The organism is Pseudomonas sp. AO-1, assembly GCF_019775695.1.
GTDB lineage: Bacteria > Pseudomonadota > Gammaproteobacteria > Pseudomonadales > Pseudomonadaceae > Aquipseudomonas > Aquipseudomonas parakoreensis.
On record NZ_CP079947.1, the window covers coordinates 780,311 to 801,906 of the forward strand.

Genomic DNA, 21,596 nt, shown 5'->3' on the forward strand with positions numbered 1-21,596 from the left:
ATCACTCGTCGAGGAAGGAGCGCAGATGCTCGCTTCGCGTCGGGTGGCGCAGCTTGCGCAGCGCCTTGGCTTCGATCTGACGGATCCGCTCGCGCGTTACGTCAAACTGTTTACCCACTTCTTCGAGTGTGTGGTCGGTGTTCATGTCGATACCGAAGCGCATGCGCAGTACTTTGGCTTCACGGGCAGTGAGGCCGGACAGCACTTCGCGGGTTGCTTCTTTCAGGCTTTCAACGGTTGCCACATCGATTGGCGACTGCATGGTCGAGTCTTCGATGAAGTCACCCAGATGAGAGTCTTCGTCATCACCGATCGGGGTTTCCATGGAGATCGGCTCTTTAGCGATCTTCAACACCTTGCGGATCTTGTCCTCAGGCATTTCCATGCGTTCGCCCAGCTCTTCCGGAGTCGGTTCGCGACCCATTTCCTGCAGCATCTGGCGGGAAATGCGGTTGAGCTTGTTGATCGTCTCGATCATGTGCACCGGAATACGGATGGTGCGAGCCTGGTCGGCGATCGAGCGAGTGATCGCCTGACGGATCCACCAGGTGGCATAAGTCGAGAACTTGTAACCACGACGGTATTCGAACTTGTCCACCGCTTTCATCAGACCGATGTTGCCTTCCTGGATCAGATCGAGGAATTGCAGGCCGCGGTTGGTGTACTTCTTGGCGATCGAGATCACCAGACGCAAGTTCGCTTCAACCATCTCTTTCTTCGCGCGGCGGGCCTTGGCCTCACCGATCGACATGCGACGGTTGATGTCCTTGATTTCAGCGATGGTCAGACCGGTCTCGGTTTCCAGCGCGATCAGCTTCTGCTGGCAACGGATGATGTCTGGCTGCACGCGACCAATGGCTTCGGCGTATTTGCTCTTGCCTTTGGCCAGGGCGTCGGACCAGCTTTCATCGACTTCATTGCCCGGGAACTGACGCAGGAAATCGGCGCGTGGCATACGTGCATCACGTACGCACAATTGCATGATCGCGCGCTCTTGCTGACGCAGACGATCAAGGGCACTGCGAACACGCTCGACCAGGGCTTCGAATTGCTTCGGCACCAGTTTGATCGGCATGAACAGCTCGGCCAGGGCCAGCAACTCGGCAACGGCGGCCTTGTTGTGACGACCGTGCTTTTTCAGGGCCTTGCGGGTGATTTCCATCTGGTCGGACACAGCGCCGAAACGCTGGGCAGCGATGACCGGATCCGGACCGCTTTCGGCTTCTTCTTCGTCATCCGAAGCTTCGGCGTCATCGTCGTCGGTATCGTCGTCAGCCTTGGCGGCTTTCGCGTCGATCGGCGGTGGCACTTCGGCAGCAGGCGGCGCAATGCCGTCGTCCGGGTCGATGTAACCGCTCAGAACGTCGGACAGGCGACCACCTTCGGTGGTGACGCGAGTGTACTCGGAGAGAATGTGGTCAACCGTGCCTGGGAAGTGCGCGATAGCGCTCATCACCTCACGGATGCCTTCTTCGATACGCTTGGCGATTTCGATTTCGCCTTCACGAGTCAGAAGCTCGACCGTACCCATTTCACGCATGTACATGCGCACCGGGTCAGTGGTGCGACCGATATCGGTCTCCACCGCGGCCAACGCGGCGGCTGCTTCTTCCGCAGCGGCCTCGTCGGTATCGGCGTCGGCCAACATAAGGGCGTCCGCATCCGGAGCACTCTCGTGTACGGGGATCCCCATGTCGTTAATCATGCGGATGATGTCTTCCACCTGCTCCGGATCTGAAATATCCTCGGGCAGGTGGTCGTTGACCTCGGCGTAAGTCAGATACTTCTGCTCACGACCCAGTTTGATCAACTCAATAATACGAGACTGCTGTTGCGCTTTTCCGGACATAACACCCTATCCACTGAAGGTCTTGGCGGGCAAAAAACAAGCCGAGGATTATACCTGAGCTATGACCTCACGCGCCAGTTGAGGTCGGGTTTGATGCGGAAACATTGCGACTTAGTAGGTCGCGCAGTTGATTTTTCTCTTCGGCGCTCAGTTCGCTTTGACGCGCTTTCCTGAGCAACTGTTCCAGATTTCGCTCGCGTTGGCGGGCTGACAAGCTAGTAATGGTGTCGAAAAACTGTTGTTCAAGGTTTTCTCCGTCAATCAGCCACTCCTTTTCCGCCAGCGCCTTGAGCAAGCGACCCTGTTCAGTGCCATGCCATCGCGCGATCAACTGAAATGAGTTTAGCTTGGGATTCTTCTGTACGGCTTCAAGCAGCGCCACGAGCAACTGGGCATTGGTCTGATTTTCGTCCGCAATGTGCCCGGCGTCTTCGACACGTTCGGCCAGTTGCGGGTGGTGCAGCAACGTACGCAGGGCGGTCAGCGTCGGGGACTCGACGCCAATCGGCGTGCGCGGGCGCTGTTGATCGCGATCGCCGCCACGCTTGCCGTTCTTGTCCCAGGGTTTCTTGTCCCATTTCTTGCCGCCGGCGCCGGGTTTCTTTGGCGTCCACTCCTGCTGCGGCACATACATGTCCTGTGCCTGCGGCTGATGGTAGTCGCTGTAGTCCGGCATTGCGTCGTAATCGATGCCCGGATCGTAGGCCGGAGGAGCTTCCTGCGGCGCACTTTGCGCGAGCTGGCTGACCGTTTCGCTGCTCAGGCCGGTGATTTCGGTCAGGCGCTGGCGCATCAGAATACGCAGGTTGGCGCCCGGCACTTTGTCGATCAGCGGCGCGGCGAGGGTGGCCATGTGGGCCTTGCCTTCGAGCGAGCGCGGATCGGCTTCCTCGGTCAGTTGCTGGAAGAAATAATCTGCCAGCGGCTGGGCATGCTGATTGATGCGGGCCTTGAAGGCGTCAGTGCCTTCGGCGCGAACCAGCGTATCCGGATCTTCGCCTTCGGGCAGGAACAGGAAGCGCGCACGGCGCCCGTCCTGCAGGCACGGCAGTGTCGCTTCCAGTGCGCGCCATGCAGCATTGCGGCCGGCCTGGTCGCCATCGAAGCAGAACAGAACGTTGGGCACGACGCGAAACAGGCGCTTGAGGTGCTCTTCGCTGGTCGCCGTGCCCAAGGTTGCGACGGCATTGCGCAAGCCTTGCTGGGCGAGGGCGATGACGTCCATGTAACCCTCGACGACGATGATTTCGTCGAGGTTGCGGTTGTTCTTGCGTGCTTCATAGAGGCCGTAGAGTTCCTGGCCTTTATGGAAGACCGGGGTTTCCGGCGAGTTCAGGTATTTCGGCTTGTCGTCACCCAGTACCCGGCCACCGAAAGCGATGATCCGGCCACGGGTATCGCGGATCGGGAACATCACGCGATCGCGGAAGCGGTCATAGCGTTTGCCGGTTTCGGCGTTCTCGATCAGCAGGCCGGCGTCGATCATGGCCTTCTGCTGCAAAGTGTCGCTGCTCAAGTGCTTGAACAGATTGTCCCAGCCCGGCGGCGCGAAACCGAGACCGAAGTCCCGGGCGATCTCGCCGGTCAGGCCGCGGCCCTTGAGGTAATCCACCGCAGCCTTGCGCGCCGGATGGCTCTTGAGCGCCTGGCGGTAGAAGTCGGCGGCGGCGGTGAGCAGCGGATACAGCGGCGAGTCGGTTGGCTGTCGCGGTTTGTGCGGCCGGCCGCTTTCTTCGCGGGGGACTTCCATGCCGGCGGCTTTGGCCAGGTCCTCGACAGCCTGGGGAAAATCCAGGTTGTCGTGGTCCATGAGAAAGCCGAGGGCGTTGCCGCCGGCGCCGCAGCCGAAGCAGTAATAGAACTGCTTGTCGGGGCTGACGCTGAACGACGGGGTTTTCTCTTTGTGGAACGGGCAGCAAGCGGTGTAGTTCTTGCCGGCCTTTTTCAGTTGCACGCGCGAGCTGACCACGTCGACGATGTCGGTGCGGTTCAGGAGGTCGTCAATAAAGCTCTGGGGAATCAGCCCGGCCATGGCGTTCTCGTATGCGCTGTAATGAGTCCGATGCGAAGGGCGGCCGGACACAGGTCTTGAGTGAAGCGCACAAAATGGGCGGTTCGACCGGTCGGTGCATATTCACTGTCGGGAAGTGTATCTGCCGAAAATCCACTGACGTTAGTAATCATCAGTTGTCGACTATTTGAAAGTGTTGCGCTGAATCCGCTGGCGGCCGATAAATGGCCTCGGATAGCTCAATAAAGCGGGCACGCATGGAGGTGCCTTGGGCTGATCGTCGTGAGAGGAATCAGTAGGTGTGCTCGTCAGTAGCCTTGAAAGACTCGTCAGAAAAGACGTGCACCGCTGGCAAAAGAGCCAGGTCTGACGCGTGAAGCAGATTTGTCTCGGTCGCGTGTGCGGCTTCGACGGTGAAGCATCAAGCGTTTTACGCAAATGCCATTAGCCCGGCTGAAGGCCGGGCTTAGGCAAGAAGCTTGCTACGAACGTCTGTGTATTAGTACAGACGAACGGCGCGGCGCTGTTCGCGCTGAACTTTCTTGGCGTGACGCTTAACAGCGGCTGCTGCTTTGCGCTTACGCTCAGAAGTTGGCTTCTCGTAAAATTCGCGGCTACGAACTTCAGCCAGTACACCGGCTTTTTCGCAGGAGCGCTTGAAACGACGCAGAGCTACGTCGAAGGGTTCGTTCTCTTTAACTTTGACGGCTGGCATCCAGAGCTACCTTCATTCATTACCGGGGTCAACATCCTCGCGGCAAAAGAGCACTTGAAGACGTCGGTTTTTAAGGGTTGCGGATGTTAACCCCTCATCGCTCGGAATGCAAAGCCTCTGATCGAAAACCGCTAGTCGGGGCATCGCGTGGCGACTATTATGCGCGCCTTCGAATTCAGCCTAAACAAGGCGCAAACCCATGCTAGTACTGGGATTAGAAACCTCCTGCGACGAAACCGGCGTCGCGCTATACGACAGTGAACGCGGCCTGCTGGCCGACGCGCTGTTCAGCCAGATCGACCTGCACCGCGTCTATGGCGGCGTGGTGCCGGAGCTGGCCTCGCGTGACCACGTCAAACGCATGCTGCCCTTGATTCGTCAGGTGTTGGCCGAGGCCGACTGCGTGCCGACCGAGATCGATGCGATCGCCTACACCGCAGGCCCGGGCCTGGTCGGCGCGTTGCTGGTCGGTGCCTCGTGCGCTCAGGCGCTGGCGTTTGCCTGGGGCATTCCGGCACTCGGTGTGCACCACATGGAAGGCCACTTGCTGGCGCCGATGCTGGAGCCAAAACCGCCGGAATTCCCGTTCGTCGCTTTGTTGGTGTCCGGTGGGCACACGCAACTGGTTCAGGTCGATGGAATTGGCCAATACAGCCTGCTTGGCGAGACCCTCGACGATGCCGCCGGTGAAGCGTTCGACAAAACCGCGAAAATGATGGGCCTCAATTATCCGGGCGGGCCGGAAATCGCCAAGCTGGCCGAGAAGGGCGTTGCGGGACGTTTCACCTTCCCGCGTCCGATGTGTGATCGCCCGGGCCTGGATTTCAGCTTCAGCGGCTTGAAGACCTTTGCCCTCAACACCTGGCAGCAATGCGTCAGCGCCGGGGACGACAGCGAGCAAGCCCGTTGCGACATTGCGCTGGCGTTCCAGCAGGCCGTGGTGGAGACTTTGACCATCAAATGCAAGCGCGCCCTGAAACACGCAGGCATGAAACGTCTGGTGATCGCTGGCGGCGTCAGTGCCAACAAGGCGTTGCGCGCGTCGCTGGAAAAGATGCTCGGCGATATGAAGGGCGATGTGTTTTACGCCCGTCCCGAGTTCTGCACCGACAATGGCGCGATGATCGCGTTTGCCGGTTGCCAGCGTTTGCAGGCCGGTCAGCAGGAAAGTCTGGCGATCAGCGTGCAGGCGCGCTGGCCGATGGAGCAGTTGTCGGCGCTGTAATGTGCGGCGCTCATGGGCGGTATTTAAAAATGCCGTTCGCGCCCGGCAAACAGGTCGCGTAGATTGCCGCGGTGGCGCCAGACGATCAGAAGCGTCAGCGCGCTCATCGGCAGCAGCGCCTCCGGCTCTTGCCAGGCAAGTAGGGGCAAGGTCAGGGGCGTGGCGATCAGCGCCGCCAGCGAGCTGGTACGGGTCAGGTAGAACGTCAGCAGCCAGGCGCACACCGCCAGCAGCGCGGCGGGTGGATACAGGCCCAGCAGCATGCCGGCAGCCGTGGCGACGCCTTTGCCGCCGCGAAAACGGAAATACAGCGGGAACAGGTGACCGATCACGGCGCACACGCCGATCCAGGCCTGATCCTGCAGCGAAAGGCCAGCGGCTGCTGCGATCAGCACCGGCAACAGGCCTTTGCACAGATCACCGAGCAAGGTCAGGATCGCCAGTTTGCGACCGGCCAGGCGCAGCATGTTGGTGGCGCCGGCATTACCCGAGCCACTCATTCGCGGGTCCGGATTTCCGGTCAGGCGGCTGAGCAAAATGGCGAAGGACAGAGAGCCGAGCAGGTAGGCGAGAGTCGCCAGTAACCAAAACATGCTAACTATTCCGGGCGAGGACGCCCTGATTCTAACGGCGCATTGCGCCCTTGTCGTGCAGCGGAGAGAAGTGCTTGGACAGAGTGTTTATCGAGGGCCTGGAAGTCGACACCGTGATCGGTGCCTATGACTGGGAGCGCGGCATCCGTCAGTGCTTGCGTCTTGATCTGAGCTTCGCCTGGGACAATCGCCCGGCCGCCGCCGGTGACGACCTGACCCTGGCGCTCGATTACGCCAGCGTTTCAACGCGCATCCAGGCCTTTGCCGAACAAGCGCAATATCAATTGGTCGAGACCTTTGCCGAGCGTCTCGTCGAAGTGCTGATGACCGAGTTCAAGATTACCTGGGTTCGCCTGAAACTGACCAAGCCGGGCGCCGTGCCGGCCGCCAAGGGTGGCGTGGGTGTGGAGATCGAGCGCGGATGTCGCTGACTCAGGTGTACCTCGGGCTCGGTAGCAATATCGAGCGCGAAACCCATTTGCGCGCCGGGCTCGACGCTTTGGCGACATTTCTGGTGGATATCCGCTGTTCGGCGGTGTTCGAGAGCCAGCCAGTGGGAATCAAGAGCGGACCGTTCTTCAATTTCGTGGTCTCGGCGTTTACCGATCTGCCCTTGATGGAGCTGGATCGGCGCTTGAAATTCATCGAGGCCGATAATGGTCGCTACGCCCCTGATCGCAAGGGGTTGCCGCTGGATATCGATGTGCTGCTGTACGGTGATCTGACGGGTAATTTCGACGGTTTGATCCTGCCGCGTGCCGAAATTCTGAAAAACGCCTTTGTGCTGTGGCCGCTGTCGCTGATTGCGCCGGACCGGGTGCATCCGGGTGTGGGAAAAAATTTCGCGACGTTGTGGGCTGAGGCGCAGATTGATCAGGTGTTGGCACCGGTGGGATTTGAATGGCGTGGCGAACAGCTCACGCCTTTGAACCTTTGAAGCAAAAGATCGCAGCCTGCGGCAGCTCCTACACGGGGACGCGCGTTTCCATGTAGGAGCTGCCGCAGGCTGCGATCTTTTGATCTTGTTTCAAGCGTTCTCTTTGTACGCCTTCAACGCCTTGAGTCGCTCGCGTTTAAGCGCTTCGCCCAGTTCCGGGCCTTTGAATCCCTTCTCCAGCAACGGCTGCACTGCCACGCCACGCGCCGCACTGGCAGCGCCGCGTAGATAATCGGCCTGTGGATAACTGCGCTGTTCCAGCCCCTTGCGTCCGCGCGCATCCATCTCGCACGCGACGATGAACTCCTCGAAACGCTGCGGGCGACGATACACGTCAAAGCTCTGCAAAAGCTCCAGCAAGGTCGATGCCTTCAGCTCCAGGGCGCGGTGGCCGTGGGTGTGGTACTGGCCGACCAGCAACGCCAGTTCCTGACAGTCCTTTGGCGCCTTGAAGCGTTCGTTGACCGCTTTGATCAGCTTCAACCCCGTGTGTTCATGGGCGATGTGCCGTGGCCAGGCTTCTTCAGGAGTCAGGCCTTTGCCAAGATCGTGCAGCAGGCAGGCCCAGCGTACGGTTAGCGGTTGTTTGTGCAGCGCCGATTGTTCCAGCACGCTGAGTGTGTGGAGCCCAGTATCGATTTCCGGGTGATGCGCTTCCGGTTGCGGCACGCCAAACAGCGCGTCAACTTCCGGCATCAGTACTTTCAGCGCGCCGCAGTCGCGAAGCACCTCAATGAATACCTGTGGCTGATCCTCCATAAGCGCGCGGGAGATTTCTTTCCAGCTGCGCTCGGCGGTCAACGCTTCCAGCTCGCCGGATTCGCTGAGCTGACGCATCAATTCCAGCGTTTCTGAGGCAACGGTGAAACCCAGTCCGGCATAACGCGCGGCAAAGCGCGCAACGCGCAGTACCCGGAGCGGATCTTCGGCAAATGCGGGAGAAACGTGACGCAGAATGCGCGCTTCGAGATCGCGCTGGCCATGGTACGGATCCGTCAGGTTCTGCTGATCATCCTCGGCCATTGCATTGATGGTCAGGTCGCGGCGGATCAGGTCCTCTTCAAGGGTGACTTCGGGGCTGGCGTGAAAGGTGAAGCCGCCATAACCGCGACCGCTTTTGCGTTCGGTACGGGCGAGAGCGTATTCCTCGCCGGTTTGCGGGTGCAGGAATACCGGAAAATCCGCGCCCACCGGGCGATACCCCTTGCCTATCATCTCGTCCGCCGTGGCGCCGACCACTACCCAATCAATATCGGTCACCGGTAACCCGAGCAAGCGATCGCGTACCGCACCGCCAACCTTGAAAATCTGCATAAAAAACCTCCGTTAGCCCGACAGGATAAACCTTGTGCCGGACTTTCGGAGGTCAGAACCGCAACTAGAGATGAATCACGGCCAGGTCGAGTCGACCGTAATCACCCTCGCTGTGTTCACTGCGTGGCGGCACGTGGTGGGTTTTCATGATCTGGTCGCCCTGCAGGGTTTCCAGATGAATGTCGAAGCCCCACAGCCGGTGCAGATGCTTGAGTACCTCATCGGTGGAGTCGCCCAGCGGTTTACGGTCGTGTTGCTGGTGACGCAAGGTCAGCGAGCGGTCGCCGCGTCGGTCGATGCTGTAGATCTGCACGTTCGGCTCACGGTTGCCGAGGTTGTACTGCGCAGCCAGGGTTTCACGGATGATCCGGTAACCGGTTTCGTCGTGGATCGCCGGCACCAGCAAATCGTCCTTCTGGTCGTCATCGAGGATGCTGAACAGCTTGAGATCGCGGATGACCTTGGGTGACAAGTACTGCAGGATGAAGCTTTCGTCCTTGAAGCTGCTCATGGCGAACTTGATGGTCGAGAGCCAGTCGGAACCGGCAATGTCCGGGAACCAGCGCCGGTCTTCCTCGGTAGGGTTTTCGCACATGCGGCGGATGTCGCGATACATCGCAAACCCCAGTGCGTAGGGGTTGATTCCGCTGTAATACGGGCTGTCGAAACCTGGCTGGAACACCACGCTGGTGTGCGAGGTAAGGAATTCCATCATGAAGCCGTCGGTTACCAGGCCTTCGTCATACAGGTCGTTCATCAGCGTGTAGTGCCAGAACGTGGCCCAGCCTTCGTTCATCACCTGTGTCTGGCGCTGTGGATAAAAATACTGGGCGATCTTGCGCACGATGCGCACGATTTCCCGCTGCCACGGCTCCAGCAACGGTGCGTGCTTCTCGATGAAATACAGGATGTTTTCCTGCGGCTCGGCCGGGAAGCGGGCGTTGTCTTTGTCGCTGTATTTGTCTGCGCCTTTGGGAATGGTGCGCCACAGATCGTTGATCTGCTTCTGCAGGTGCTCTTCGCGGTCCTTCTGCCGCCGACGTTCCTCTTCAGCAGAAATCGGATAAGGACGTTTGTAGCGGTCGACGCCGTAGTTCATCAGCGCATGGCAGGAATCGAGCAGGTCCTCCACCGCATCGATACCGTGGCGCTCCTCGCACTGCATGATGTACTGCTTGGCGAACACCAGGTAATCGATGATCGAGCTGGCGTCGGTCCAGGTGCGGAACAGGTAGTTGCCCTTGAAGAAGCTGTTGTGGCCATAGCACGCGTGCGCCACAACCAGGGCCTGCATGCAGATGGTGTTTTCCTCCATCAGATAGGCGATGCACGGGTCGGAGTTGATCACGATCTCGTAAGCCAGACCCATTTGCCCGCGGCTGTAGGATTTCTCGGTGCTGAGGAAGTGTTTGCCGTAGGACCAGTGGTGATAGCCCAGTGGCATGCCAACCGAGGCATAGGCGTCCATCATCTGCTCGGCGGTGATCACTTCGATCTGGTTGGGGTAAGTATCCAGAGCATACCGGGCCGCAATCCGGGCGATCTCGCGGTCGTAGGCCTGAATCAGCTCGAACGTCCATTCGGAGCCGGTGGAAATGGGTTGGCGCTTCTGCTCTTTGGCGGTCATGTCACTAACCTGCGCTGGAAGAGTTCACGGAAGACCGGATAAATATCCCCGGCCGAGACCAGCTGCTGCTGGGCAAACGTGTCGGAAAAGGCTTCGGCGATGCGTTCGTATTCGTACCAGAGGGCCTGGTGTTCGCGTGGGGTGATCTCCACATAAGTGTAGTACTGCACAAACGGCATGATCTGGTTGATCAGGATGTCGCGGCAGATCGGTGAGTCGTCGTTCCAGTTGTCGCCGTCGGAAGCCTGCGCGGCGTAGATGTTCCACTCGTTGCTCGGATAACGCTCGGCCATGATCTCCTGCATCAGTTTCAGGGCGCTGGAGACGATGGTGCCGCCGGTTTCCCGCGAGTAGAAGAACTCTTCCTCGTCCACTTCCCGGGCGCTGGTGTGGTGGCGGATGAACACCACGTCGATCTTGTCGTAGTTACGTTTGAGGAACAGGTACAGCAGGATGAAAAAGCGTTTGGCGATGTCCTTGGTGGCCTGGGTCATCGAACCGGAAACGTCCATCAGGCAGAACATCACCGCTTTGGAGCTGGGGTTGGGCTGCTTGACCAGCAGGTTGTATTTGAGGTCGAACGTATCGAGAAACGGCACCCGGTGGATGCGCGCGCTGAGTTTTTCGATCTCTGCCTCGAGTTCCTGAATATCGCCGAAGTTGTCCGGCTCTTCGCGTTTTAATCGCGCCAGTTCCTCTTTGGCCTCGCGCAGCTTGGCGCGGCTGCTGCCGGACAGGGCAATGCGCCGGGCATGGGCCGAGCGCAGGGTGCGGATGATGTTGATCCGCGACGGGTTGCCTTCGTTGCTGATCCCGGCTCGCACGGTCTTGAACGTGTCAGTCCCGCTGAGATTGCGTTTCACCAGATTCGGCAGTTCGAGGTCTTCGAACATGAATTCGAGGAATTCTTCCTGAGTGATCTGGAAAACGAATTCGTCCATGCCCTCGCCGGAATTGCCAGCCTTGCCGGGACCGCGTCCGCCGCCACCTCCCGGTGGCCGGGCGATGTGTTCGCCGGCAGTGAATTCCTTGTTGCCGGGGTGAACCACGGTCTGTTTGCCGCCGCGGCCGTGGTGAAGCACCGGTTCGTCGATGTCGCGACCGGGAATGCTGATCTGCTCACCGTGTTCCATGTCAGTGATGGAACGCCGGCTGACCGCCTCTTCGACAGCCTTCTTGATGTGATCACGGTAACGCCGCAGGAAGCGCTGGCGGTTCACCGTGCTCTTGTTCTTGCCATTGAGACGTCGGTCGATCACATAGCTCATGACTGCTCCTTAGAAGCTGTCCTGCAAAGGCGGGAGCGGTCATGCAGCATTGAGCCGAATGCCAAGGGGTGTACACGCTCCCCCAAGCGCTCTGGATGCTGCCTGTACCTCGCTACCGACTTGCGAACACCTTCCAGAGGCCTGTGTAGCAGAAAATGCGGGCACAGGCCTCGGGCTGACGACAACCGGTCTGACCGGCCGCGGTTTACTGTGACTTTCTGACCCGCAGGTACCACTCGGACAGCAGTCGTACCTGTTTGTCGGTGTAGCCGCGTTCGACCATTCGAGTAACGAAGTCGTTGTGTTTCTGTTGATCCTCTTTGCTGGCCTTGGCATTGAAGCTGATGACTGGCAGCAGGTCTTCGGTGTTCGAGAACATTTTCTTCTCGATGACCACCCGCAGTTTTTCGTAGCTGAGCCAGGTCGGGTTCTTGCCGTTGTTGTTGGCTCGGGCGCGCAACACGAAGTTGACGATCTCGTTGCGGAAATCCTTCGGATTGCTGATGCCGGCCGGTTTCTCGATTTTCTCCAGTTCTTCGTTCAAGGCGACGCGGTTGAGAATCTCGCCGGTTTCCGGATCGCGGTATTCCTGATCCTGAATCCAGAAGTCCGCATACAGCACGTAGCGGTCGAAGATGTTCTGCCCGTACTCGCTGTAAGACTCCAGGTAAGCAGTCTGGATCTCCTTGCCGATGAATTCGATATAACGCGGCGCCAGGTACTCCTTGAGGTAGCGCAGGTAGCGTTCACGGGTTTCAGCCTGGAACTGTTCCTGTTCGATCTGCTGTTCCAGCACGTAGAGCAGGTGTACCGGGTTGGCGGCGATTTCATGCGGATCGAAGTTGAACACTTTGGACAGGATCTTGAAGGCAAAGCGGGTCGACAGACCGTTCATGCCTTCGTCGACGCCGGCCGAATCGCGGTATTCCTGAATCGACTTGGCCTTCGGATCGGTGTCTTTTAGGTTTTCCCCGTCGTAGACGCGCATCTTCGAATAGATGTTGGAGTTTTCCGGCTCCTTGAGGCGCGACAGCACAGTGAACTGCGCCAGCATCTTCAGGGTGTCCGGCGCGCAGTGGGCCTTGGCAAGGGAACTGTTGAACAGCAATTTGTCGTAGATCTTCACTTCGTCGCTGACCCGCAGGCAGTACGGTACTTTGACGATGTAGATCCGGTCGATGAAGGCTTCGTTGTTCTTGTTGTTGCGGAAGGTGTGCCATTCCGATTCGTTGGAGTGGGCGAGCAGGATCCCGGTGAACGGAATCGCACCGAGGCCTTCGGTACTGTTGTAGTTGCCTTCCTGGGTGGCGGTCAGCAATGGGTGCAGCACCTTGATCGGTGCCTTGAACATTTCGACGAATTCCATCAGGCCCTGGTTGGCCCGGCACAGCGCGCCGGAGTAGCTGTAGGCGTCGGCGTCGTTCTGTGGGTATTCCTCGAGTTTGCGGATGTCGACCTTGCCCACCAGCGCGGAGATGTCCTGGTTGTTCTCGTCGCCCGGTTCGGTCTTGGCCACGGCGATCTGATTGAGGATCGACGGGTACAGCTTGACCACACGGAACTGGCTGATGTCGCCGCCAAATTCAGCCAGGCGTTTGGTCGCCCACGGCGACATGATGGTGTTGAGATAGCGCCGTGGGATGCCGAAGTCTTCCTCAAGGATCGCGCCATCTTCGGTGGCGTTGAACAGACCCAGAGGTGATTCGAATACCGGCGAGCCCTTGATCGCATAGAAGGGCACTTTTTCCATCAACTGTTTCAGCTTCTCGGCCAGGGACGACTTACCGCCACCGACGGGGCCGAGCAGGTAGAGAATCTGTTTCTTCTCTTCCAGGCCTTGGGCGGCATGGCGGAAATACGAGACGATCTGGTCGATGCATTCTTCCATCCCGTGGAAGTCTTCAAAGGCCGGATAGCGACGAATCACCTTGTTGGAGAAGATCCGCGACAGCCGCGAGTTGGTCGACGTATCGAGCAGCTCGGGTTCGCCAATAGCCATCAGTAGACGCTCGGCGGCGGAAACGTAAGCGCTGCGATCCTTTTTGCACAGCTCCAGGTACTCCTGCAGCGAGAGTTCTTCCTGGCGTGTGGACTCGAAGCGTTGTTGGAAGTGGCTAAAGATACTCATGACGTCACCTCGCTCGATACGTGGAGCCGACGCCGGATCACTCAGTCGATGCTGGCAAGCAGCCGTGGTGGCCGCTTGTTTACCCCCCAGAACACTTTCGCGGTCGACAACCTTGAAAGTCACTCCCGATGACCCGTGCGCCGGTGTACCGGCTCTCCCCTGTTTTGGATGGCCTGGGCTTAAGGATAGTTGGGAATTCGAGAGGTAAAGGCGAGATACGTAATTAGTTGTGGCAGACCGTTCGTCTGTCACGCGCAGGCCCGCGTGAGCCGGGGCCTGCGCGTGACAAAAAAATTATTCTGCGGTGCCTTGCGCGGTTTCCGACGGATAAGTCGTACGCCACAACTCGAAGCCACCGTCCATGCTGTAGACGTCGGAGAAGCCCTGGCTGGCCAGATAGGCTGCGGCGCCTTGGCTGGAATTGCCGTGATAGCAGACGACAACGGTCGGTGCATCGAGGTCGGCGCCTTGAATGAAGGCGTGCAGCGAGTGATTGTCCAGATGCTTCGAACCACTGATATGCAGGGCGGCAAAAGTTGCAGGATCACGGACATCGACCACGACTGCGCCTTGTTCACGCAGGGCCTGGGCCTGTTCCGGGGGGATTCGTTTGAATTCGCTCATAGCGGGTTCCTGTAGCTCGGCAGAATGCGCAGTCTAACGCGGGACGCTGACTGGCGACGTTTCGGGGATAAGTGGGGCGACGGTCGGGGCAAGTCCGCCGTGCTCATCGCATTTGCACGACACGCGCTCGCCGCTGTCGACGTTCATCAGGGTCAGGCTGCCGCCCCAGACACAACCGGTGTCCAGTGCCGAGACGCCCGGTTCACGGACATCGCCTTCCAGTGCGGCCCAGTGGCCGAAAATGATCCGCAGGCCACGGGTTTTACGCTCCTTGTGCTGGAACCACGGTTTGTAGCCCGGTGGCGCGGTGTCGAGGCCTTCCTTGCTCTTGAGGTCGAGCTTGCCGTCGGCGGTGCAGAAGCGCATGCGGGTGAAATAGTTGGTGATCACGCGCAGCCGGGTCACGCCGGTGAGATCGCTGTCCCACTTCGCCGGCTCGTTGCCGTACATGCCATCGAGGTACAACGGAAACAGGTTGTCGTCACGCAGCGCGGCTTCGGCTTCGGCGGCGTACTTCAAGGCCTTGCGCAACGACCACTGCGGGGGGATGCCCGCGTGCACCATGGCGACTTCGCGCTGTTCGTCGTAGTGCATGAGTTTCTGTTGGCGCAGCCATTCGAGCAGGTCAGCCGCATCGGGGGCTTCGAGAATCTCGCGCAGGGTGTCGGATTTCTTCAGGCGCTCGATGTTGTTGGCGGCGGCGAGCAGATGCAGATCGTGGTTGCCGAGTACGCAGACCAGCGACTCGCGCATGCCATAGAGAAACCGCAGGGTCTCCAACGACTGAGGGCCACGGTTGACCAGATCACCGACCAGCCACAGCCGATCAAGCTTGGGGTCGAACGCGACTTGCTTGAGCAGGCATTTGAGCGGTGCAAGGCAGCCTTGCAGGTCGCCGACGGCGTACGTCGTCATCAGTGCAGGGCTCCAGGCACGGCGAGGCGAAAAGGCTTGATGATTGCGTCGAAATGCTTGCCATCGTCGGCGACCATTTCGTAAGTGCCCTGCATGGTGCCGACCTTGGTGGTCATCACTGTGCCGCTGCTGTAAGTGTGACTTTTGCCGACCTCGATCAGCGGTTGCTGGCCGACAACGCCGGCGCCGCGAACCTCTTCGACATGCCCGTCACCGTCGGTGATGACCCAATGTCGTGACATCAGCTGGGCAGGGCGCTCGCCATTGTTCTGCACGGTGATGGTGTAGGCGAAGGCGAAGCGGTGGTGCTCGGGTTGCGATTGGTCTGCCAGGTAGCGGGTAACGACACTGACATCGACCTGATAACGAGGATCGGACATGCAAAAGGGCCTTAAGCAAAGCGGAACGCGAGGCGTAGCTGATGGGGAATCAGTCTAGGCAAGTATCGGGCAGTAAACCAGAGTGGCGTCCTGCCCGATAGCGTTCATCGCCGGTCAGTCGGCGACAGGAGTTTGCGGGGCTTGTTCGCTGAGCTTGTCGGCCAGGCGCACGAATGCGGCCAGGTCCAGTTGCTCGGGGCGCAGGCTGCCATCGACACCTGCGGCTTCGATCTCGGCAGCGGTCATCAATTGCTTGAGGGTGTTGCGCAGGGTCTTGCGACGCTGGTTGAAGGCTTCGCGAACGACGCGTTCGAGCAGGCGATGATCCTTGGCCGGGTGCGGCAGCACCGCGTGCGGCACCAGACGGACGATGGCCGAGTCGACCTTCGGCGGCGGATTGAACGCGCCCGGGCCGACGTTGAACAGGTGCTCCACGCGGCAGTGGTACTGAACCATGATCGACAGACGCCCCCAGTCGCCGCCGCCCGGGCCAGCGGCCAGACGCTCGACCACTTCCTTCTGCAGCATGAAGTGCATGTCGCGAATGATGCCGGCGTTGTTCAGCAGATGGAAAATCAGCGGCGTGGAAATGTTGTAAGGCAGGTTGCCCACCACACGCAGACTGTTCGGCGCGGCGTTGAGGGTGTTGAAGTCGAACTTCAGCGCATCGCCCTGATGCAGGTTGAAGTTGCTCTTGCCGGCGAACTGCTGGTTGAGGATCGGGATCAGGTCCTTGTCCAGTTCCACCACGTCGAGTTGTGCGCCGGAGTTGAGGATGCCGGCGGTCAGTGCGCCCTGGCCCGGGCCGATTTCCAGCATGCGGTCGTCAGGCTTGGCGCTGATGGAGCGCAGGATGCGGTCGATGACGCCGGCATCGTGTAGGAAGTTCTGGCCAAAGCGTTTGCGCGCCTTGTGTTGGTATTGCTCGGTCATAAACGGGTCTCGGCCATCTGGTAGGCGGTTTCCAGGGCGACCTGCAGGCTGCCGGTGTCGATCTTGCCGCTGCCGGCCAGATCCAGGGCAGTGCCGTGGTCGACCGACGTGCGGATGATCGGCAGGCCGAGGGTCACGTTGACCGCCGCGCCGAAGCCTTTGTACTTCAGCACGGGCAGGCCCTGGTCGTGGTACATCGCCAGCACTGCGTCGCAGTGCTCCAGATATTTGGGGGTAAACAGAGTGTCGGCAGGCAGCGGGCCACGGAGGTCCATGCCCTCGCCGCGCAGGCGCTCCAATGTCGGTTCGATGATGTCGATTTCTTCATGGCCCAGATGTCCGCCTTCACCGGCGTGCGGGTTGAGTCCGCAGACCAGAATACGTGGCCGGGCGATGCCGAATTTGTCTTGCAGGTCGGCGTGCAGAATTCGCGTGACCCGCTCCAGCCGCTCCGGTGTGATTGCATCGGCAATCTCGCGCAGGGGCAGGTGAGTGGTGACCAGGGCCACGCGCAAACCGCGAGTAGCGAGCATCATCACCACTTGGGCGGTGTGGGTCAGGTCGGCGAGGAATTCCGTGTGTCCGGAGAACGGGATACCGGATTCGTTGATCACGCCCTTGTGTACCGGAGCGGTGATCATCCCGGCGAAGTCGCCGTTCAGGCAGCCGTTGCCGGCACGGGTCAGGGTTTCGAGGACGAAGGCGGCGTTAGCCTTGTTCAGTTGTCCAGCGACCACCGGAGCGCTGAGTGGAGTATCCCAGACATACAGGCTACCGGCGGGGGCTGGAACAGCCGGCCAGTTGTCAGGCGCAACCTCAAGCAAAGAGACGGCCAGCCCCAACTGCGCGGCCCGCTCGGTAAGCAGGTCGCGGCTGGTGATGGCAATCAGGGGATGTGGCTGGGCTTGCGAGGCGAGCAGCAGGCACAGGTCGGGACCGATGCCGGCTGGTTCGCCGGGTGTCAGCGCGAAACGCTTGGGTTTCACTGCGCTGCCTGGTCTGCACCAGGGAGTTTGATTTCTACGTAGGCTTCTTCACGAATCTGACGCAGCCAGTTTTGCAGCTCTTCATCGTATTTTTTGTTACGCAGAACATTCATTGCCTGTTGCTCGCGTGCCGATTCGGTGCTGTCGGTGGCGCGGCGGCCAAGGACTTCCAGCACGTGCCAGCCGTACTGGGTCTGGAACGGCTTGGACAGCTGACCTTGTGGGGTCTTGGCCATCACTTCGCGGAATTCCGGTACCAGTGCGTTCGGGTCGATCCAGTTCAGGTCGCCGCCGTTGAGCGCCGAGCCCGGGTCTTCGGAGTAGTTCTTCGCCAGTTCAGCGAAGTCTTCACCGGCCAGGATGCGCTCGTACAGCGATTGCACCAGGGCTTTGGTCTTGGCTTCGTCGCGGATCGGGCTTGGCTTGACCAGGATGTGGCGCACATGCACCTCATCACGCATCTGGGTTTCGCCACCCCGTTTGGCCAGCAGCTTGAGGATGATGAAACCACCCGGCGTGCGTGCAGGCTGAGTGATGTCGCCCACCGCCATGCTGCTCAACTCGCGGTCGAACGGCGGTGGCAATTGCGCAGCTTTACGCCAGCCCATGTCGCCGCCTTCCAGGGCGTTGTCGCTGCCGGATTTGGCAACGGCCATCTGACCGAAGTCAGCGCCTTGCTTGAGTTGCTGGTAAACGTCCATGGCCTGACGGTAAGCGCTCTGAATCGCTTCAGAACTGGCGCTTTCCGGCGTCGGGATCAGGATGTTGGCCAGGTGCAGTTCTTCGGACAGTTGCATCTTGCCCAGGTCGGAAGCGAGGAAGTTCTTCACTTCCTGCTCGGAGACCTGAATGCGTTCTGCCACGCGGCGCTGACGCACGCGGCTGATGATCATCTCGCGCTTGATCTGGTCACGGGCGTCGTCATAGGACAAACCGTCGTGAGCCAGGGCGGCGCGGAATTGATCCACGGTCATGTTGTTGCGTTGGGCGATGGTGCCGACTGCCTGGTTCAGCTCTTCGTCGGTAATGCGGATGCCGGAACGCTCGCCGATCTGCAGTTGCAGGTTTTCGACGATCAGGCGCTCAAGCACCTGCTGATCCAGCACGCCTGGAGGCGGCATGCCGCCGCCACGCTTGGCGATGGTCTGCTGAACTTCGTGGACGCGCTGGTCCAGTTGGCTCTGCATGACCACGTCGTTATCAACGATCGCGACCACTTTATCGATGGACTGTACTGCGGCGTTGGCCGCAGTACCCAGGAACAGCGCGCCCAGCAGCAGCGGGCGCAGAGAATCAGAAAGCTTGGTCTTCACGTTGACGATAACCTTGGATGCCTTTGTCGAGGAAGCTCTCTACCTTGGCGCCAGTCAGGCCGCCGAGTCCCTTCAGAACAATTTGGAGGAAGACGCCGTGGTCGCCTTTTTCGTTTTGCGGAGCTTCCTGACTGAATTCGTCGTAGGAAACCCAGTAACGGTTGATCAGGCGCAGTTTCCAGCAGCAGTTGTCGTATTCGAAACCACCGAAGGCTTCCAGCGTACGGTTGCGGTTGTAGTCGTACTGCCAGCGGCTGATCGCGCTCCACTGCGGAACGATCGGCCAGATGACCGAGAAGTCATGCTGCTGGATCTTGTAGTAGTCCTTCACGTAGCCAGGCTGCCCCGGGGTGCCGTAGTCGCCACCACCCACCGACCATTTGCCGGTGGTCTGATCGTAACGAACCTGGTCGTTGCGATAGCGATAACCGACGTTGACCACCTTGTTCGGGTTGTCTTCTGGCTGGTAGTGGAACATCGCGCTGCCGGAGCGTGGGCTGCGGCTGTCCGGGTCCCAGTTGTAATCGGCCGTGGTGCGCCAATCGCGGTTCCAGCGGTATTCGTATTCCAGCGCGTATGGCGACACGTCGGACTGGGCATCCTTGCGATCCTTGAACGCGATGCCTGGCAGTTGGACTTCACGATCCTTGAAGTAGTAAGCCTGACCGACGCTGATGCGCTGACGCTCGAATCCATCGTCTTCGATCCAGCGGCTGGTCACGCCCAGCGACAGTTTGTTCTCGTCACCGACACGGTCGGCACCGGAGAAGCGGTTGTCACGGAACAGCGAAGCGTAGTTGAAGGTGTATTCGCTGGTGTCGAATACCGGAATGTCTTCCTGATCAACCTTGGGTACATACAGGTAGAACAGGCGCGGTTCCAGGGTCTGGCGATAGTTCTTGCCGAAGTACGACGTGTTGCGGTCGAAGTACAGGCCGCTGTCGACGCTGGCGATCGGTACGCCACGGCTCTGATTACGACTATAGTTTTCGCCGGCCAGCAGGGTGTCTTTCCCTCGCTGATCCAGATCAAGGTCGTACTGGGTGTACTGGTACTTGAGCGATGGTTTCAGGAAACCATAGGTCCAGTTCATCGGCAGGCTGACGCCTGGTTTCAGATTCAGACGGTCGCCATTGGCGCGCGCCAGACCCTGTACGTTGGTATCGAGGCGTGGCGAGACGTTGCCGTCTTCATCCGTAAAGCTTCCTGTTTTCAGATCACGATCAAACCGCACAAGCTCGGTCTCGTAATCGAAATTCAAACCTTCCGGGTGATACGGCAACTGACCATTGAAGGTGATCTGCGGCAGACGGCCGTACGGCGTAATGTTCGAAACAGTAGCCAATTGGTACTGCTGAGCATTCAGGCGTGCGGTGTAGCTGTCACCGCGGTAGGTCACCGATCCCTGCTGGTTCACATAGTCAGCGCTCTTCACACCGATCTGATCGGTGCTCAGGTCCTGGAAGTAGTACGGATCGCTGATCTTGGTGTAGTCAACCTGAGTCATCACGCGGGAGTCGAGACCACCCTTGTGCTGCCAGTTGTACATGTAGCGATTTTTTTCGTAGTCGGTCTGCTTGCTGCGATCGGTATCTTCGTCGTTCAGATACGCCGCACCGAACTGGCCTTCGCTGGACTTGGTCAGGTAACGGAACTCGCCTTCGACCAGCATGCCGCGCTTGCTCATGTAGCGCGGGTACAACGTGGCATCGTAGTTCGGCGCCAGGTTGAAGTAGTACGGAGTCACCAGCATGAAGCCGGTGTCGCTGCCGGTGCCGATGGTCGGCGGCAGGAAACCCGACTGACGACGGTCGTCGATCGGGAAGTAGATGTACGGCGTGTACAGGATCGGAATGTCCTTGACCCGCAGTGTCACGTTGGTCGCGGTACCGAAGCCGGTGGCCGGGTTCAGGGTGATGTTGTTGCCCTTGAGCTGCCACGCGTTGCTGTTCGGCTCACACGTGGTGTACGTGCCGTCCTTCAAGCGGATGATCGCGTTCTCGGCACGCTTGGCGTACAGCGCGTTACCGCGGATGCGCGATTTGTGCATCACGTATTCGGCGTTGTCGACCTTGGCTTCACCGGTGTCGAGCTGCACATCGGCGTGGTCGCCGACGATCAGTGCACCGTTGTCGCGAATGCGCACGTCGCCATTGAGTTCGGCACGGCTCTCGGCCTGATACAGGCTGGCCTCGTCGGACTCGACCTGCATGCTGCCCTGACGCAGGACCACGTCGCCGGCCAGCGTACCCACCTGATCTTCGGTGTTGTAGCGCGAGGCCTTGGCGCCGATAAAGGTCGGTGCGTCACTTTTATTCGTCTTGTCATTCATGCCAGGACGAATCGGTTCGATATAGGAACCAGAGCAGTAAGGACCGGTCTCGGCCAATTGGGCGGCGGTGAGCTTCTCGCGCGGAACCCAGTCGAGGTGACTGTAGTCTTCGCTACGTGATTTCAGACCGCGGCCCTTGGCTTCGGTGACCAGCACAGGCTTGGCGCCGGTGTCGGATGTGGAACCGTTCTGGGCCGGGGCTTCGCCGGCGGCGCTGACGGCGCTGCCGTCATGCACCGGACGCGGCGGCAATGCAGCTGCCGGCGTCTTGGGCGCACACGCCCAGCCACCCGTTGCCGAGACGGCGCAGTCATACTGCTCGGCGGCAACAACGAATTGACTGGCCAGAGGTTGCATAGCCAGCAGACTGCCGGTTACCAACAACGGAAATTTTTTACGAAACGCGGGGGATTTCAATGCCATCTTATTAGTCCGGGCTTCCTGCG

Annotated in this window: 18 protein-coding genes; 3 read left to right on the plus strand and 15 right to left on the minus strand. The window is 59.6% G+C overall.

Going from position 1 to position 21,596, the window contains the following annotated elements:
* Window position 1: 1 nt before the first annotated feature.
* From rpoD to rpsU, 3 genes are all read right to left on the minus strand, one after another.
* Complete coding sequence (gene rpoD / locus KVQ82_RS03600) at window positions 2–1,849, minus strand: RNA polymerase sigma factor RpoD (RefSeq protein WP_041070030.1); 1,848 nt, start codon at window positions 1,847–1,849, stop codon at window positions 2–4.
* Window positions 1,850–1,916: 67 nt separating this feature from the next.
* Entirely contained in the window at window positions 1,917–3,881 is a 1,965-nt protein-coding gene (dnaG, locus tag KVQ82_RS03605; RefSeq protein ID WP_041070033.1) for a DNA primase, read from the minus strand.
* 478 nt (window positions 3,882–4,359) lie between these two features.
* Window positions 4,360–4,575, minus strand: a complete 216-nt coding sequence (gene rpsU, locus KVQ82_RS03610; protein ID WP_002551877.1) for a 30S ribosomal protein S21 — start codon at window positions 4,573–4,575, stop codon at window positions 4,360–4,362.
* Between the two features lie 199 nt (window positions 4,576–4,774).
* Between rpsU and tsaD the strand changes: the two genes are divergently transcribed.
* Window positions 4,775–5,800, plus strand: a complete 1,026-nt coding sequence (gene tsaD / locus KVQ82_RS03615) for a tRNA (adenosine(37)-N6)-threonylcarbamoyltransferase complex transferase subunit TsaD (protein WP_041070038.1) — start codon at window positions 4,775–4,777, stop codon at window positions 5,798–5,800.
* 23 nt (window positions 5,801–5,823) lie between these two features.
* Here tsaD and plsY read toward each other — a convergent pair whose 3' ends face one another.
* Window positions 5,824–6,393, minus strand: a complete 570-nt coding sequence (plsY, locus tag KVQ82_RS03620) for a glycerol-3-phosphate 1-O-acyltransferase PlsY (protein ID WP_041070041.1) — start codon at window positions 6,391–6,393, stop codon at window positions 5,824–5,826.
* A 74-nt stretch (window positions 6,394–6,467) separates the two neighbouring features.
* Between plsY and folB the strand changes: the two genes are divergently transcribed.
* Window positions 6,468–6,824 carry a dihydroneopterin aldolase gene (gene folB, locus KVQ82_RS03625; protein ID WP_041070044.1) on the plus strand — a complete coding sequence of 119 codons (357 nt, stop codon included), beginning with the start codon at window positions 6,468–6,470 and terminating at the stop codon, window positions 6,822–6,824.
* Window positions 6,815–7,330 carry a 2-amino-4-hydroxy-6-hydroxymethyldihydropteridine diphosphokinase gene (gene folK / locus KVQ82_RS03630; protein WP_222018060.1) on the plus strand — a complete coding sequence of 172 codons (516 nt, stop codon included), beginning with the start codon at window positions 6,815–6,817 and terminating at the stop codon, window positions 7,328–7,330. Before folB ends, folK begins: the two co-directional genes overlap by 10 nt.
* Before the next feature lie 90 nt (window positions 7,331–7,420).
* Here the strand turns inward: folK and KVQ82_RS03635 are convergent, their stop codons facing one another.
* From KVQ82_RS03635 to KVQ82_RS03685, 11 genes are all read right to left on the minus strand, one after another.
* Window positions 7,421–8,644 carry a multifunctional CCA addition/repair protein gene (locus KVQ82_RS03635; RefSeq protein ID WP_222018062.1) on the minus strand — a complete coding sequence of 408 codons (1,224 nt, stop codon included), beginning with the start codon at window positions 8,642–8,644 and terminating at the stop codon, window positions 7,421–7,423.
* 64 nt (window positions 8,645–8,708) lie between these two features.
* The gene (locus KVQ82_RS03640; RefSeq protein WP_041070053.1) at window positions 8,709–10,271 is read right to left on the minus strand and encodes a SpoVR family protein; all 1,563 of its coding nucleotides are present in this window, start codon (window positions 10,269–10,271) and stop codon (window positions 8,709–8,711) included.
* On the minus strand, window positions 10,268–11,539 hold the full coding sequence (locus tag KVQ82_RS03645) for a YeaH/YhbH family protein (RefSeq protein ID WP_041070055.1): 1,272 nt from the start codon (window positions 11,537–11,539) through the stop codon (window positions 10,268–10,270). The genes KVQ82_RS03640 and KVQ82_RS03645 overlap by 4 nt, the downstream gene beginning before the upstream one ends.
* 205 nt (window positions 11,540–11,744) lie before the next feature.
* Complete coding sequence (locus KVQ82_RS03650; RefSeq protein WP_003228848.1) at window positions 11,745–13,667, minus strand: PrkA family serine protein kinase; 1,923 nt, start codon at window positions 13,665–13,667, stop codon at window positions 11,745–11,747.
* 294 nt (window positions 13,668–13,961) lie between these two features.
* Window positions 13,962–14,291 (minus strand): thiosulfate sulfurtransferase GlpE, encoded by a 330-nt coding sequence (gene glpE / locus KVQ82_RS03655; protein ID WP_217865074.1) that lies wholly within the window; start codon window positions 14,289–14,291, stop codon window positions 13,962–13,964.
* A gap of 33 nt (window positions 14,292–14,324) precedes the next feature.
* Window positions 14,325–15,206 carry a symmetrical bis(5'-nucleosyl)-tetraphosphatase gene (locus KVQ82_RS03660; protein ID WP_222018064.1) on the minus strand — a complete coding sequence of 294 codons (882 nt, stop codon included), beginning with the start codon at window positions 15,204–15,206 and terminating at the stop codon, window positions 14,325–14,327.
* Window positions 15,206–15,586 carry a Co2+/Mg2+ efflux protein ApaG gene (gene apaG / locus KVQ82_RS03665; RefSeq protein ID WP_108183985.1) on the minus strand — a complete coding sequence of 127 codons (381 nt, stop codon included), beginning with the start codon at window positions 15,584–15,586 and terminating at the stop codon, window positions 15,206–15,208. Before apaG ends, KVQ82_RS03660 begins: the two co-directional genes overlap by 1 nt.
* A gap of 114 nt (window positions 15,587–15,700) precedes the next feature.
* Window positions 15,701–16,519 (minus strand): 16S rRNA (adenine(1518)-N(6)/adenine(1519)-N(6))-dimethyltransferase RsmA, encoded by an 819-nt coding sequence (gene rsmA / locus KVQ82_RS03670; RefSeq protein WP_145593498.1) that lies wholly within the window; start codon window positions 16,517–16,519, stop codon window positions 15,701–15,703.
* Complete coding sequence (pdxA, locus tag KVQ82_RS03675; RefSeq protein ID WP_222018066.1) at window positions 16,516–17,505, minus strand: 4-hydroxythreonine-4-phosphate dehydrogenase PdxA; 990 nt, start codon at window positions 17,503–17,505, stop codon at window positions 16,516–16,518. Before pdxA ends, rsmA begins: the two co-directional genes overlap by 4 nt.
* On the minus strand, window positions 17,502–18,818 hold the full coding sequence (gene surA / locus KVQ82_RS03680; RefSeq protein WP_222018068.1) for a peptidylprolyl isomerase SurA: 1,317 nt from the start codon (window positions 18,816–18,818) through the stop codon (window positions 17,502–17,504). Before surA ends, pdxA begins: the two co-directional genes overlap by 4 nt.
* Window positions 18,799–21,573 (minus strand): LPS-assembly protein LptD, encoded by a 2,775-nt coding sequence (locus KVQ82_RS03685; RefSeq protein WP_222018069.1) that lies wholly within the window; start codon window positions 21,571–21,573, stop codon window positions 18,799–18,801. Before KVQ82_RS03685 ends, surA begins: the two co-directional genes overlap by 20 nt.
* Between the last annotated feature and the right edge of the window lie 23 nt (window positions 21,574–21,596).

Coding starts and splice junctions, on each gene's coding strand:
- glpE (WP_217865074.1), bottom strand. CDS start 14,291: ATGAGCGAATTCAAACGAATCCCCCCGGAACAGGCCCAGGCCCTGCGT.
- apaG (WP_108183985.1), bottom strand. CDS start 15,586: ATGTCCGATCCTCGTTATCAGGTCGATGTCAGTGTCGTTACCCGCTAC.
- tsaD (WP_041070038.1), top strand. CDS start 4,775: ATGCTAGTACTGGGATTAGAAACCTCCTGCGACGAAACCGGCGTCGCG.
- KVQ82_RS03640 (WP_041070053.1), bottom strand. CDS start 10,271: ATGACCGCCAAAGAGCAGAAGCGCCAACCCATTTCCACCGGCTCCGAA.
- dnaG (WP_041070033.1), bottom strand. CDS start 3,881: ATGGCCGGGCTGATTCCCCAGAGCTTTATTGACGACCTCCTGAACCGC.
- rpoD (WP_041070030.1), bottom strand. CDS start 1,849: ATGTCCGGAAAAGCGCAACAGCAGTCTCGTATTATTGAGTTGATCAAA.
- rpsU (WP_002551877.1), bottom strand. CDS start 4,575: ATGCCAGCCGTCAAAGTTAAAGAGAACGAACCCTTCGACGTAGCTCTG.
- KVQ82_RS03635 (WP_222018062.1), bottom strand. CDS start 8,644: ATGCAGATTTTCAAGGTTGGCGGTGCGGTACGCGATCGCTTGCTCGGG.
- KVQ82_RS03685 (WP_222018069.1), bottom strand. CDS start 21,573: ATGGCATTGAAATCCCCCGCGTTTCGTAAAAAATTTCCGTTGTTGGTA.
- rsmA (WP_145593498.1), bottom strand. CDS start 16,519: ATGACCGAGCAATACCAACACAAGGCGCGCAAACGCTTTGGCCAGAAC.
- KVQ82_RS03660 (WP_222018064.1), bottom strand. CDS start 15,206: ATGACGACGTACGCCGTCGGCGACCTGCAAGGCTGCCTTGCACCGCTC.
- plsY (WP_041070041.1), bottom strand. CDS start 6,393: ATGTTTTGGTTACTGGCGACTCTCGCCTACCTGCTCGGCTCTCTGTCC.
- KVQ82_RS03650 (WP_003228848.1), bottom strand. CDS start 13,667: ATGAGTATCTTTAGCCACTTCCAACAACGCTTCGAGTCCACACGCCAG.
- folK (WP_222018060.1), top strand. CDS start 6,815: ATGTCGCTGACTCAGGTGTACCTCGGGCTCGGTAGCAATATCGAGCGC.
- KVQ82_RS03645 (WP_041070055.1), bottom strand. CDS start 11,539: ATGAGCTATGTGATCGACCGACGTCTCAATGGCAAGAACAAGAGCACG.